Below are 14,126 nucleotides of genomic sequence, written 5' to 3' on the forward strand. Positions count from 1 at the left end.
TGGCTCGAATTTGTGCAGCTCAAGCATACGCAAGATCGCGTATACTGCACCGCAAAATGCCGACGTAGGCTTTTGGTACGGAATTTGCGAGGGGCTCCGGGTCCGTATCGGGAGTGGGGTAAAGCGTGGCAGGGCGGCAGCGAATAGACCGCGTCAGGCGCCAGTACAACCAATGGGTTGCCAACCAGACGCTGGAAGACTACGCGCTGCGCTTCACGGCGAAGAGCGCGCGCCGTTGGTCTGCCGCCCGCGTCGCCAACACCGCGCTCGGCGCGATCTCCTTTCTGGCACTGGAAGCGATCGGCGGCACCATCACGCTCAATTACGGCGTCACCAACGCCTGTGCCGCGATCCTTGCCGTCTCCATCATCATCTTCTTCTGCGGCGTGCCGATTGCCTATTACGCAGCCAAATGCGGTATCGACATCGACCTTCTCACACGCGGGGCCGGGTTCGGCTACATCGGCTCAACCGTCACCTCGCTGATCTACGCCTCTTTCACCTTCATCTTCTTCGCCATCGAAGCGGTGATCCTGGCCACCGCGCTCGAAATGTGCTTCGGCATTCCCCGCCCGATCGGCTACCTCATCAGCGCGGTCGCGATCATCCCGCTCGTCACCTACGGCATCACCCTGATCAGCCGCTTCCAGCTCTGGACGCAGCCGATCTGGGTCGTCCTGCATATCCTGCCCTTTGCCGCGATTGCCTGGGCCAATCCCTACTCATTCGGGGAATGGCGCAAATTCGCCGGCGAGCACGGCGACGTGAACGGGCATTTCGACCTTTTGCTGTTCGGCGTCGCCTCGTCCGTGGTGTTTTCGCTGGTGGCGCAGATCGGCGAGCAGGTCGACTTCCTCCGATTCCTGCCGCGCGACCGCCGCACGTCGCGAACCTCGTGGTGGATCGCCCTGCTGATCGCAGGGCCGGGCTGGATCATCTTCGGCGCGCTGAAATTGCTGCTGGGCTCGTTTCTCGCCTTCTTTGCCCTGAGCCACGGCCTCTCCGACGAGCTGGCGGCCGAGCCCGCGCACATGTATCTCGAAGCGTTCCGCTATGTGCTGTCGCAGCCGGACATGGCGCTGGCGCTCACCGGGGCGTTCGTGATCCTGTCGCAGATCAAGATCAACGTCACCAATGCCTATGCCGGCTCGATTGCCTGGTCGAATTTCTTCTCGCGATTGACCCACAGCCATCCCGGCCGCGTGGTGTGGTTGGTGTTCAACGTGCTGGTGGCGCTGCTGCTGATGGAGATCGGCGTCTACAAGGCGCTGGAGCAGACGCTGGCGCTCTACTCAAACGTCGCGATCGCTTGGGTCGGCGCGCTGGTGGCCGACCTCGTCGTCAACAAGCCGCTCGGCCTGCGCCCGCCGCAGATGGAGTTCAAGCGCGCCCATCTCTACGACATCAACCCGGTCGGCGTCGGCGCCATGACGATCGCCACCATCGTCTCGATCGCGGCATTCTATGGCCTGTTCGGCCCGACCATGAAGGCGCTGGCCGCCTTCGTCGCGCTGACCGTCGCCTTCGTCACCGCGCCTGTCATCGCCTGGCTTACCGGCGGCAAATATTACATCGCGCGTAAACCCAAGAAGAGCTGGGCCAATATCGAGGCGATCCAGTGCTGTATCTGCGAGCACAGCTTCGAGCCGGAAGATACCACGTCCTGCCCGGCCTATGCCGGCCCGATCTGCTCGCTGTGCTGCTCGCTCGATGCCCGCTGCCACGATCTCTGCAAGCCGCATGCGCGCGCCCAGGTGCAGTTCTCCGAGGCGCTCGGCAGGATCCTGCCGCAGCCGATCTACCAGCGGATCAACTCGCAGTTCGGCCATTACGTCGGCGTGTTCGTGATCTCCGCGGGTCTCGTCGCGCTGGTGCTTGGACTGATCTATCTCCAGACCTCGGCGAGCGTCCATGGCGACAACGTTCTCGTCTCTGACGTGCTCTGGAAGGTGTTCTTCTCGCTCAGCATCATCATTGGCGTGGTGGCCTGGCTGTTCGTGCTGGCGCAGCAGAGCCGCCGTGCCGCGGAAGAAGAAACCAAACGGCAGACGACGCTGCTGATCCAGGAAATCGACGCGCATAAGCGCACCGACGCCGAGCTCCAGCGCGCCAAGGAAGTGGCCGAATCCGCCAACCTCGCCAAGAGCCGCTACGTCGTCGGCCTGAGCCACGAGCTGCGCTCGCCGCTGAACGCCATCAGCGGTTATGCTCAGCTGCTGGAGCAGGATTCGACGTTGGCCACCAAGCCGCGCGACCAGGTCCGCGTCGTCCGACGCAGCGCCGACCACCTCTCCGGCCTGATCGACGGCATACTCGACATCTCCAAGATCGAAGCGGGACGGCTGTATCTGTCGCGCGACGAGGTGCGCCTCAGCGAGTTTCTCGACCAACTCGTCGGCATGTTCCGCCTTCAGGCGGCGGCCAAAGGCATCGACTTCGTGTTCAGACGGCCGGCCGCGCTACCCCTCGTGGTTTACGCCGACGAGAAGCGGCTCCGCCAGGTGCTGATCAACCTGCTCTCCAACGCAATCAAGTTCACCCAGGCCGGCAGCGTGCAGTTCGTGGTTCACTATCGCAGCCCAGTCGCCGAATTCGAGGTGATCGACACCGGTCCGGGCATCCAGAGCGACGATCTCGAGCGCATCTTCGCGCCCTTCGAGCGCGGCGCGCTCGGCGTCTCGCAGCCGCAGACTGGGACAGGGCTGGGCCTTACCATCAGCCGGCTGCTCGCCGGCGTCATGGGCGGCGACATCAAAGTCATGAGCACGGTCGGCGCCGGCTCCACGTTCAAGGTCAAGATCCTTCTGTCGGAGGTCACCAATCCCCAGCGCATCGCGCCGGTGGAGGCACCGGTCTCGGGCTATCATGGTGCGCGCAAGACCATCCTCATCACCGACGACGATCCCGTTCATCGCGACCTCCTGCGCGAAGTGTTGGCGCCGCTCGGATTCATCCTGCTCAGTGCTCCCGATGGGCCCGGATGCCTCGCGCTGGCGCAGCATTGCCGGCCCGACCTGTTCCTGCTCGACATCTCGATGCCGGCCATGGATGGCTGGGCCGTGGCGGAAGCCTTGCGTGCGAGCGGCCATCACGCAGCGCGTATCCTGATGGTGTCGGCGAGTGCGCTGGAGGCGCATGGCACGCCTTTGGCCCAGCCGTTCCATGACGGCTATCTGATGAAGCCGATCGACATTCCCCGGCTCCTGGAGACGGTCCGGCAGCTCCTCAGGATCGAATGGCAATACGGCTCGGACGAGATCGTCGTGCCATTCTGGCGGCCGGAGAGCGGATCGAGACCGCCGGTGCGACATATCGAGGCGCTGATCGGGCTCGGCCAGATCGGCTATGTCAGGGGTATCCAGCTGAAGCTAGACGAGATCGGCAGCGAGCATCCTGAACATGCCGACTTCGTCGCGCAGATGCGTTTTCTGGTCGATCGCTTCGATCTCGATCAGTACATGACCACATTGAAGACGTTGCATGCGCATGAGCATTGAGCCCAAGAAGCGCGACGTCGCGCTCGTCGTCGACGACTCTCCCGAAACGCTGCGGCTGCTCACCGACGCGCTCGACGGCGCCGGGATGACGGTGATGGTCGCGCTCGACGGCGCCGCCGCGATGCGCATCGTCGACCAGATCACGCCCGACATCGTGCTGCTCGATGCCGTGATGCCCGGCATCGACGGCTTCGAGACCTGCCGCCGGCTCAAGCGCGATGCGGGCCTTGCCAATGTGCCCGTGATCTTCATGACGGGTCTTGCCGAGACCGAGCATATCGTTCGCGGGCTGGAGGCGGGCGGCGTCGACTACGTGACGAAGCCGATCGTGATCGAGGAGATGCTGGCGCGCATCCGCGTCCATCTCGGCAATGCCCGCCTGACCCAGAGCGCGCGTGCCGCGCTCGACGTCTCCGGCCGCTTCCTGTTTGCGGTCAACCGGCAGGGCGGCTTGCTCTGGGCGACGCCGCAGGCGCAAAGGCTGCTGGCGGATCACCACGGCCCGCAGGCCGACGACTTCGTGCTGCCGCCCTCGCTGCTGCAATGGCTGGATCAGGCCAAAGCCAAGGGCAGCTCGAAATCTCAAGCTGCTTCACTGGCCGACAATCCGCAGCTCCGCTTCCATTACATGGGCGAAACCGCGCCGAACGAGTTCCTGCTGCGGCTGTCCAAGGAGGCCGGCACCGCGCCGCCGCCCGAATTCGCCACCGAGCTCGGCCTCACCAGCCGGGAAGGCGAGGTGCTGGCCTGGCTCAGCAAGGGCAAGACCAACCGCGACATCGCGCAGATCCTGGGATTGAGCCCGCGCACGGTCGACAAGCACCTGGAGCAGATCTACGCCAAGCTCGGTGTGGAGAACCGCACCGCGGCGGCAGCGATCGCCGCGAATGCGACGCGAAGGAATTCGTGAATCAGTCGCGTGAATGAGTTGGAACGCGGCTCACCCAATAAACAGTGTCGTCCCGGACAAGCGAAGCGCAGATCCGGGCCCCAAAACCACAGGGCGATGTTTGGACAAGACTCGGAGCGACCCGTTCGCCCAATAACCTCTCCCTGTGGTTATGGGTCCCGGGTTCACTTCGCGCCCCGGGACGACGGCGGAATGTGAGGCGATCGCCCCCTTACACAAGAGTTGGCTCAGCCATACACAAACGCCTTGTCATCCAGGTCCGTCTTCGGGATATCGTCCTTCTCGGTCCAGTAATCCTGGCTGTGCTGCCATTCCGGCTTGTCGCCGCGCTTGGGCAACAGATCCATGTTGCGCATCATATAGCCGGGGTTGAAGTTTTCCGGATCGATCCAGGGCAGGATCGGCATGTTGTGGTCTTCGGGACGCAGGCTCACCTCGACCTTCTTCGCGCCCTTGGCCTTCATGTGGCCGAGCAGCCGGCAGACGAAATCGGCGACGAGATCGACGCGCAGCGTCCAGCTCGCGCGGAAATAGCCGAACACCCAGACCATGTTTGGCACGCCCGTGAACATCATGCCGCGATAGGTGACGGTGTCGCCGAAGGCGAGCGGCTTGCCGTCGATCTCGAAGGCGATGTCGCCGAGTGTGGCGAGGTTGAAGCCGGTCGCGGTAACGATGACATCGGCCTCCAGCAGCTTGCCGGATTTGAGCTGGATGCCGTTCTCGACGAAGCACTCGATCTCGCCGGTGACGACCGAGGCCTTGCCGCTGGCAATTCCCTTGAACAGATCGGCATCGGGCACGAAGGCGATGCGCTGCCGCCACGGCCGGTATGTTGGCGTGAAATGCGTCTCGACGTCGTAGTCGGGCCCGAGGATCGCGCTGATCTGACCGATCAGCTCTTTCTTCACCTGCTCCGGCTTGCTCATGCACAGCTTGGTGAATGCATCCTGCTCGAACAGGATCTTGCGCCGGACGATCTCGTGAATCCAGGCTTCGTCGACCTGAAGCCTGCGCAGCTCCTCCGCGATCTCGATGGCATTGCGGCCGAGCCGGAAATAGGTCGGAGAGCGCTGGAGCATGGTGACATGCGCACACTTGTCCGCAATGTTCGGCACCAGCGTCGCCGCGGTCGCGCCCGAGCCGATCACGACCACCTTCCTGTTCCCGAGATCGATATCGTCAGGCCATGTCTGCGGATGAACGATGCGGCCCTTGAACCGCTCCATGCCCTTCCATTGCGGCGTGTAGCCTTCCGAATGGCGATAATAGCCTTGGCACATCCAGAGGAAATTCGCGGTGAAGGACCTGGGCTCGCCGGTGTCGGTCGTCACCGCCTCGATGGTCCAGAGATTCTGCTCGCTCGACCAGCTCGCGGAGTTGATCCTGTGCTTGTAGCGGATGTGGCGGGCGATATCGTTGTCGTCGATCACCTCTTTCATGTAGGAGAGGATCTCCTCGGCAGTGGCGATCGGCGGCCCGACCCAGGGCTTGAAGCTGTAGCCGAAGGTGTGGAGGTCGCTGTCCGAGCGGATGCCCGGATAGCGATGCGTACTCCAGGTGCCGCCGAACGTCGCCTGCGTTTCCAGGATGACGTAGCTCGTGCCCGGCAGCTGCTTGTTGATGTGGTAGGCGCTGCCGATGCCGGAAATGCCGGCACCGACGATCAGCACGTCGAAATGTTCGGAAGCTTGCTTGGTGGCGGTGTGACCGCGAACGGCGACATTCATCGTTGCTTGTTGCCTTGCTTGTTCTTGTGGCCGGCCTTGGTCGGACGGCGCGTTTCCTCCGCGACGGACACTGTGGCCCGCCGCGCTTCCCATTCAAAATGACATAGATCAGGTCGACGTCAAATCACAGCGCCGCACCCCAGCTCCGCGCGGTCTGCAGAATCCAGTCGCGGTAGAGCGTGAGTGGCGTGACGCCGGTCAACCCACCGCAGCCGGCAGCGCCGTTCGGCCCCGTGGACCAGCTGACGAGACCGACGAGCAAGGCACCGCTCGGCCTGTCCTCGAACACGGGACCGCCGGAATCGCCAGTGCAAGCGCCAATTCCGCCGCGAACACCGTTGGTTACGGGATCGACCAGTCGGATCTGGAGCGTGCCCGGCTGGCCGGTAGCAACCAGCGCAGCGACACGTGTGATCCCGCCGCTCTTGCCATCGCCGCTCGTGGTGACGCCAATGCCTGCGATGGTGAAGCGGCTGCCGACCCGGATTGGAATCGTCGGTGTGCCGACCGTCACCGTGGATTTTCCCTTCGGTGGAATTTCCAGTTGCAGCAGCGCCACGTCGGCGGTGGCCCGATGCGCCTGCATCGCCTGCATGTTGAAGTTCGGATGGATCGCGACGGTGCGGACGTTCAGCAATTGCGGCTGGCCGTCGTTGCCGCGATCGACGACCTTGTAGTCTGCACCAGGCTGCACGCAGTGCGCGACGGTGAGCACGAGTTTCGGCGCGATAAGACTGCCGGTGCAGAAATTACCGCGCGATCCGACGATGGTGACGACGGCGCGTACGACACCGTCGGCCTGCGGCGTGCCGCCGCCGACGATGGCGTGAGCCGGCGTGGCGAGCAGCAGAACGGCCGTGATGAACGTCGCGATTGTCTTCATGAGATTGCGCCTTGGCGGTCGGGTCGGTCGAGGGCGGAGTTTGCTTCGGGCTGGCCCTTGCCGATAGCGCGTGCTAGCCGTCTTGTCAGCACTCTTGGCACGGAAATGACGGGGTCGGGTCCTTGACGATCGAAGCTGTGATCTTTGATTTTGGCGGCGTATTGACGAGCTCGCCATTCGAGGCGTTCACGCGGTTCGAGACCGAGCGCGGCCTGCCCGCCGACATCATCCGGCGCACCAACGCCGCCAACCATCTGGAGAATGCCTGGGCCAAGTTCGAACGGGCCGAGGTGGATATCGATACGTTCGATCTTTTGTTCGCCGAAGAATCACGCGCGCTCGGCGCGGAGGTGCGCGGCCGCGACGTGCTGCCACTGCTGCAGGGCGATCTGCGCCCCGAGATGGTCGAGGCGCTGAAGCGCATCAAGGCGCAGTTCAAGACCGGCTGCATCACCAACAACCTTCCGGCCAATGCCATTGGCAGCATGACCGGACGCTCACTCTATGTCGCGGAGGTGATGGTGCTGTTCGACCATGTCATCGAATCCGCCAAGATCGGCCTGCGCAAGCCCGATCCCCGCATCTACCGGCTGATGGTCGAGACGCTGAAGGTCGATCCTGCCAGATGCGTCTATCTCGACGATCTCGGCGTCAACCTCAAGCCCGCGCGCGAGATGGGCATGACCACGATCAAGGTGACGAGCGGCGCCCAGGCGATCGCGGATCTCGAGAAGGCGACAGGGTTGAAGCTGGGATAGTGAAGTCGTCGTTGCGAGGAGCGAAGCGACGAAGCAATCCAGAGTCTTTCCGCGGAAGGATACTGGATTGCTTCGCTACGCTCGCAATGACGCGCAGAGACATCTCACCTAGTAGGCCGCCACGCTACTCCGCCGCAGTTGCAATCCGCTCCGGAAATGCCGCCACCAACGCGGCACGGTCGGGCTTCAGCACGCCGCGCTCGGTGATGAGGCCGGTGACGAGCCGCGCCGGCGTGACGTCGAACGCATAATTCGCAACCGGCGAGTTCTCCGGCACGATGCGCACCGTCTCCAGCCGGCCGTCGGCGGTGCGGCCGGTCATGTCGGTGACCTCCGTGCCGCTGCGCTGCTCGATCGGGATATCGCGGATACCGTCGTGAACGGCAAAATCGATCGTCGGCGAAGGCAGCGCGACGTAGAACGGCACACCGTTGTCGTGCGCGGCGAGCGCTTTCAAATAGGTGCCGATCTTGTTGCAGACGTCGCCATTGGCGGCGACGCGGTCGGTGCCGACGATGGCGAGATCGACCATGCCGTGCTGCATCAGGTGGCCGCCGGTATTGTCCGGGATCACCGTGTGCGGCACGCCATGATGGCCGAGCTCCCAGGCGGTGAGCGAGGCGCCCTGGTTGCGCGGGCGGGTCTCGTCGACCCAGACATGGATCTTGATCCCGCGCTCATGCGCGAGATAGATCGGCGCCGTCGCCGTGCCCCAGTCCACCGTCGCAAGCCAGCCGGCGTTGCAATGGGTGAGGACGTTGACCGTCTCGCCCGGCTTCTTCGCCGCGACCGCCTCGATCAGCTTCAGACCATTGTCGGCGATGCCCCGATTGATCTCGACGTCCTGCTCGGCGATCTCGTCGGCGCGCGCATACGCCGCCTCCGCCCGTTCGGCCGGATCGATCGGCGCGAGTGTCGCGCGCATTTCGTCCAGCGCCCATTTCAGATTGATCGCGGTCGGCCGCGCCACGACCAGCGTCTCATAGGCGCGCTTCAGGCCGGCGTCCGAGGCATCCTCGCGCATTGCGAGCGCCATGCCGTAAGCGGCAGTGGCGCCGATCAGCGGCGCGCCGCGCACCAGCATATCGCGAATGGCAACCGCCGCGTCCTCGCAGGACGTCAGCTTCGCAACGACGAATTCGTGCGGCAGCCTGCGCTGGTCGATCGCGCCGACCGACCAGCCGTCGCGCTCGCGCCAGATGCTGCGGAAATGCTTGCCGTCGACCTTCATGGAATTCTGCCTTTCCCTTCAGCCGCGCAGGATGCGTCCTGCCACCGCATCGAGCTTCTTCAGAAGCTCCGGATCGCGCGCCTCGGGCGCCGTGATCAGCGCGGTGTCGAGCGCACGGTCCGAACCGATCGGACACGGCTCGTGCTCGCGCGGAAAATCCTTGGCCAGCCGCGCCACCAGCGCCTTTGCCTTGTCGGCGTTCGAGGTCAGCACGCGGATGATGTCCTGCACGGTGACCGCGTCGTGGTCGGGATGCCAGCAATCGAAATCCGTCACCATCGCGACGGTGGCATAGCAAATCTCCGCTTCGCGCGCGAGCTTGGCCTCGGGCATGTTGGTCATGCCGATCACGGAATAGCCCAGCGTCTTGTAGGTCATGCTCTCCGCGTAGGTCGAGAATTGCGGCCCCTCCATGCAGACATACGTCCCGGACCGCGCGATCGCGATGCCTTCGGCCTCGGCGGCCGCGGCCAGGTGGATGCGCAGCCGCGGCGAGACCGGATGCGCCATCGACACATGCGCGACGCAGCCCCTGCCGAAGAACGAGCTTTCACGCTTGTGGGTGCGATCGACGAACTGGTCGACCAGGACGAAGGTTCCGGGCGACAGTTCTTCCTTGAAGGAACCGCAGGCCGACAGCGAGATCAGGCTGGTGACACCGGCCCGCTTCAGCACGTCGATATTGGCGCGATAATTGATATCGGAGGGGGATAGCCGATGGCCTTTGTCATGCCGCGGCAGAAACACGATCGGCAGGCCCGCCATGGTGCCGCGCCGCACCGGTGCCGACGGCTCGCCCCACGGGCTCTTGATCGCCTCTTCGTGCGCACCCTCGAGCCCCGGCAGATCATAGATGCCGGAACCGCCGATGATGCCCAATACCGCCTGCGTCATATCTATTCCACCCTGTCAGCTACCTGCGACATGGTTAAGCTATGCCAGCTTTGCGACGGATTTGGAACGGGGACGGGGGCGATGCCGGTGGTGTGAGGAGTGCGGGGCCCACCCTCCAGTGTCGTCCCTGCGAAGGCAGGGACCCATAACCACAGGCCGTGGTTGGGCGAAGACTCGTCGTCGGTAGTGCGACCGTCAGGTCGATAGATTCCGCGGTATGGGTCCCTGCGTTCGCAGGGCGACACGGTGGAAGGAGCCGCGCGCCCTCGTTTAAGCGGCGTTCGCCGGCTGCAGCTGGGTCGCGACCATGCGTTCCAGCGTCTCGACCGACTGGAAGTTCTCCGGCGTGATCTCGGATTGCGGGATGGTGAAGTCGAACTCGGCTTCGACGCCGAGCATCAGATTGACCATGTCCATCGAGGTCAGGCCGACATCGACCAGCTTCGCCTGCGGCGTGATGTTAACGCTGAGCGAGTTCTGTTCGAGGATGCTTTTCACCAGCTTGATGATGCGATTGCGCAAATCGGTATCGAAGGCCTGCATCGGCAAATTCCCATCTGTCTATCGAGGTCGGACCGGACTGCCGGCTACGATGAGCACGGCCAGCCAATCCCGCAATGGGCGCGAGGATTACTTCGCTTTCCTTAGTAAACGATGACTCAGGTTGACTAAAATTCTGCCCTCTTCCAGATCCCTAACGCGACCTGGGAAATTCCGGAGATGCAAACAACCGGACCTTAACTGTTCGTTCGGAATTGGGCTTTGTTTACCCTCTATTTCATCGACGAATTTGAATTAAATCCGTAGCCTCGTCTCACAAGCAAAGATGGTCGGAAGATCGCTTCAAGCGGCATCGCGAATGGTGCCGGCGATCTCGAACGGCAAACCGGAGGCGGACGAGCATGAACGTGCGTGAAGCAGTCCTCACTGTCGACGAAATGCAGACGAGCTTCCTCGAGCAGGGCCCCTCCCTGATCGAGCGCGCCGCCCGGACCGCCGCAGCGGCGGCGGCCGACGCCGACGGGGTCGATCGCGACGCCCGCTTCCCCCACAAGGCCTTCGACGTGGCGCGCGAGCAAAAACTGCTCGGCGTCATGATTCCGGTCGAGTTCGGCGGTTTCGGAGCCTCGATCTACGACGTCACCGATATCTGCTACACGCTTGGGCGCGCCTGCGCTTCGACCGCGATGATCTACGCGATGCACCAGACCAAGGTTGCCTGCGTGGTCAGGCACGGCCACGGCATCCCCTGGATGGAAACCATGATGCGCCGGATCGCCCGCGACCAGTGGCTGCTCGCCTCCTCCACGACCGAAGGCCAGAACGGCGGCAACATCCGCGCCAGCGCGGCCGCCGTCGACCACGCCGGCGACACCGTCTCGCTGGTCCGCGACGCCACCGTGATCTCCTACGGTGCCGAAGCCGACGGCCTCGTCACCATCGCCCGCCGCGCCACCGATGCGGCGGCCTCCGACCAGGTGCTGCTGGCGCTCGCCAAGGACGATTACTCGCTGAAGCGGACGCTGGGCTGGGAAACGCTCGGCATGCGCGGCACCTGCTCGACCGGCTTCGAGCTGAAGGTCGACTGCCCCGCCGACCGTGTCTTCCCGGAATCCTACGACAAGATCCATGCCCAGACCATGACGCCGTTCGCACATCTGTGCTGGTCGTCGGCCTGGGCCGGCATTGCCGCTGCGGCCGTGACCCGCGCGCAGGCCTTCATCCGCAAGGCTGCGCGCTCTTCCGGAGGCCAGATGCCGCCGGCTGCGGCGCACTTCACGGCCGCGAAAATGTCGCTGGCCAAGCTGCGCGCGCTGATTGCCGCCAACATCGACGCGTTCGCCGGCGCCGAGCATGACGAGCGCGCGCTGAGCTCGCTCGACTTCCAGTCCTCGATCACGCTGTTGAAGGTGCAGGCGTCCGAGCTCGCGGTCGAAACCGTGATGCATGCGATGCGCACGGCGGGCCTTTCCGGCTACCGCAACGACGGCGAGTTCACCATGGGCCGTCACCTGCGCGACGTGCTGTCGTCGCCGATCATGATCAACAACGATCGCATACTTGCCAACGCCGCGACATCGACCTTGATGAGCGGCGTGCCATCGAGCCTTCACGACTGACGTGCTTGCCGACCGAAACAACAAGAACAATTTTGACATAGCAGGACATCGACCCATGAACATTGCCGTCCTCCCCGATTCGCCCGAGACCGCGCCGCAACTCATCGATCCGCTCGATCATCTCGCCGACAAGCTGTTCCATCCGATGGGCTCGGACGGCGTCTACGCCCGCACCGCGCTTTACGAGGGCGTCGTCGAGCGGCTCGCGGCGCTGATCACCGGCCACCGCGAGGCCGGTACCGAGGTGATGCGCTTTCCGCCGGTGATGAGCCGGGCTCAGCTGGAGAAATCCGGGTACCTCAAGAGCTTTCCGAACCTGCTCGGCTGCGTCTGCGGCCTGCACGGCACCGAGCGCGAGATCAACGCCGCAGTGAGCCGCTTCGACGCCGGCGGCGACTGGACCACCTCGCTCTCGCCGGCCGACCTCGTGCTGTCGCCGGCCGCCTGCTATCCGGTCTACCCGATCGCCGCAAGCCGCGGCCAATTGCCGAAAGGCGGCCTGCGCTTCGACGTCGCCGCCGATTGCTTCCGCCGCGAGCCGTCGAAACACCTCGACCGGCTGCAATCGTTCCGGATGCGCGAATATGTCTGCATCGGGACGGCCGAGGACGTCGCCGACTTCCGCGAGCGCTGGATGGTCCGCGCGCAGGCGATCGCCCGCGACCTCGGCCTGACCTTCCGCGTCGACTATGCCAGCGATCCCTTCTTCGGCCGCGTCGGCCAGATGAAGGCGGTGAGCCAGAAGCAGCAGCAGCTCAAATTCGAGCTCCTGATCCCGCTGCGCTCGGAAGAGCAGCCGACCGCCTGCATGAGCTTCAACTATCACCGCGAACATTTCGGCACGACCTGGGGCATCCAAGACGCCAATGGCGAGCCGGCCCACACCGGCTGCGTCGCTTTCGGCATGGACCGGCTCGCGGTTGCCATGTTCCACACCCACGGCACGGATCTTTCCGCCTGGCCCGCGAAGGTCCGAGAGATCATGGGCATGCAGCCGCGCGCTTCGGCCGATGCCCTTGGCGAAGGCTGGCGCTAGCAAAATTCACGAGGCCGACCATTTCCACGGGCAAGACGAGCGTGATTCACACCAAGGTCCGATGCCGCGAGATTACCGAGGCCGACGTCGATAAGATCGCGGATCTGCTGACGCGCGGCTTCGTCGGGCGTTCGCGCGAATACTGGATGCAGGGCCTGCGCCGGCAGGCCTTCCGATCCGTGCCGGAAGGCTATCCGCGCTTCGGCTACATGCTCGACGATGGCGGCACGCCGGTCGGCGTGCTGCTGCTGATCTACACGGCGCGCCAGGGCGGCGATGAGACCGCCATCCAGTGCAACCTGTCGAGCTGGTACGTCGATCCGGCCTACCGCAACTATGCTCCGCTGCTCACCAAGATCGCGCAGCGGCACAAGGACGTCACCTATCTCAACATCAGCCCGGCGCCGTGGACCTGGCCGATCATCGAGACGCAGGGTTTCCGTGCCTATTGCCACGGCATCTTCTTCTCGGTGCCTGCGCTGGCGCGGGCCCCGCGCTGGAGCAAGATCGAGGTCATCTCGCAGCACGCCAAGGCGATCGAGGGGCTATCCGAAGCCGAGACCGAGCTGTTGACGCGGCATGCGCGCTACAATTGTCTCAGCCTGGTCTGCCGCACGCCGCAGGGGACCTTCCCCTTCGTCCTGCAAGCGGTGCGCATCCGCCGCGGCTTCATCGCACCGCCGGCCATGAAGCTGATCTACTGCCGCAACACTGCCGAATACGTCGCCTGCGCGGGCCGCATCGGCCGGCTGCTGCTGCGGCTCGGCAAAATCTCGGTGACAGTCGATTCCAACGGCCCGATTCCCGGCTTGGTGGGTATTTATACCGAGCGGCGTGGCCGCAAATATTTCAAGGGCCCGCACCGGCCGCAACTCGCCGACCTCACCGACACGGAACTCGTGTTGTATGGGCCGTAGGAGATCGAGTTGTCTGCGTAGCCCGCATGAGCGAAACGACATGCGGGAACGGCTGTCCCGGATGTCGCCGCCCTCGTCGGACCATGGACGACTATGGCCTTGCCGAATAGGTGGTAGCGCGTTCTCTCCATCGCCGGTCACCCTCCGTAA

The 14,126-nt window shown here is 64.1% G+C and carries 11 protein-coding genes; 6 read left to right on the forward strand and 5 right to left on the reverse strand.

The features are described 5' to 3' along the window. Nucleotides 1–125: 125 nt before the first annotated feature. Nucleotides 126–3,497: a hybrid sensor histidine kinase/response regulator gene (locus tag LPJ38_RS02700; protein ID WP_145638481.1), complete on the forward strand. Its 3,372-nt coding sequence runs from the start codon at nt 126–128 to the stop codon at nt 3,495–3,497. Further along, nucleotides 3,481–4,407 (forward strand): response regulator, encoded by a 927-nt coding sequence (locus LPJ38_RS02705; protein WP_167520606.1) that lies wholly within the window; start codon nt 3,481–3,483, stop codon nt 4,405–4,407. The genes LPJ38_RS02700 and LPJ38_RS02705 overlap by 17 nt, the downstream gene beginning before the upstream one ends. 227 nt (nt 4,408–4,634) lie before the next feature. On the opposite strand, the gene LPJ38_RS02710 is transcribed toward LPJ38_RS02705, so the two are convergent. Together LPJ38_RS02710 and LPJ38_RS02715 are read right to left on the reverse strand one after the other, a co-directional pair. After that, a complete protein-coding gene (locus tag LPJ38_RS02710) occupies nt 4,635–6,137 on the reverse strand; it encodes a flavin-containing monooxygenase (RefSeq protein ID WP_145638479.1) in 1,503 nt (500 codons plus the stop codon). 124 nt (nt 6,138–6,261) lie between these two features. After that, complete coding sequence (locus tag LPJ38_RS02715) at nt 6,262–7,020, reverse strand: S1 family peptidase (protein WP_145638477.1); 759 nt, start codon at nt 7,018–7,020, stop codon at nt 6,262–6,264. Between the two features lie 122 nt (nt 7,021–7,142). Here LPJ38_RS02715 and LPJ38_RS02720 point away from each other — a divergent pair, with 122 nt between their 5' ends. Continuing rightward, nucleotides 7,143–7,778 (forward strand): HAD-IA family hydrolase, encoded by a 636-nt coding sequence (locus LPJ38_RS02720; protein ID WP_167520605.1) that lies wholly within the window; start codon nt 7,143–7,145, stop codon nt 7,776–7,778. Between the two features lie 124 nt (nt 7,779–7,902). Here LPJ38_RS02720 and mtnA read toward each other — a convergent pair whose 3' ends face one another. The 3 genes from mtnA to LPJ38_RS02735 all read right to left on the reverse strand — a co-directional run bounded on the left by mtnA (nt 7,903) and on the right by LPJ38_RS02735 (nt 10,446). Further along, a complete protein-coding gene (gene mtnA, locus LPJ38_RS02725) occupies nt 7,903–9,009 on the reverse strand; it encodes an S-methyl-5-thioribose-1-phosphate isomerase (protein WP_145638474.1) in 1,107 nt (368 codons plus the stop codon). Between the two features lie 18 nt (nt 9,010–9,027). Continuing rightward, complete coding sequence (locus LPJ38_RS02730; protein WP_145638472.1) at nt 9,028–9,903, reverse strand: S-methyl-5'-thioadenosine phosphorylase; 876 nt, start codon at nt 9,901–9,903, stop codon at nt 9,028–9,030. A gap of 270 nt (nt 9,904–10,173) precedes the next feature. Then, nucleotides 10,174–10,446 carry a phosphopantetheine-binding protein gene (locus LPJ38_RS02735; RefSeq protein WP_145638470.1) on the reverse strand — a complete coding sequence of 91 codons (273 nt, stop codon included), beginning with the start codon at nt 10,444–10,446 and terminating at the stop codon, nt 10,174–10,176. Nucleotides 10,447–10,805: 359 nt separating this feature from the next. Here LPJ38_RS02735 and LPJ38_RS02740 point away from each other — a divergent pair, with 359 nt between their 5' ends. From LPJ38_RS02740 to LPJ38_RS02750, 3 genes are read left to right on the forward strand one after another with little or no spacing between them, the layout of a single operon-like run. Then, complete coding sequence (locus LPJ38_RS02740; protein ID WP_145638468.1) at nt 10,806–12,023, forward strand: acyl-CoA dehydrogenase family protein; 1,218 nt, start codon at nt 10,806–10,808, stop codon at nt 12,021–12,023. Nucleotides 12,024–12,078: 55 nt separating this feature from the next. Continuing rightward, nucleotides 12,079–13,059: an amino acid--[acyl-carrier-protein] ligase gene (locus LPJ38_RS02745; protein WP_145638466.1), complete on the forward strand. Its 981-nt coding sequence runs from the start codon at nt 12,079–12,081 to the stop codon at nt 13,057–13,059. 41 nt (nt 13,060–13,100) lie between these two features. Further along, nucleotides 13,101–13,976, forward strand: coding sequence for an acyl-CoA acyltransferase (locus LPJ38_RS02750; protein WP_145638464.1), 876 nt, complete (start codon nt 13,101–13,103; stop codon nt 13,974–13,976). The last annotated feature ends 150 nt before the right edge of the window (nt 13,977–14,126 follow it).

It is taken from the genome of Bradyrhizobium daqingense (assembly GCF_021044685.1).
Taxonomy (GTDB): Bacteria; Pseudomonadota; Alphaproteobacteria; order Rhizobiales; family Xanthobacteraceae; genus Bradyrhizobium; species Bradyrhizobium daqingense.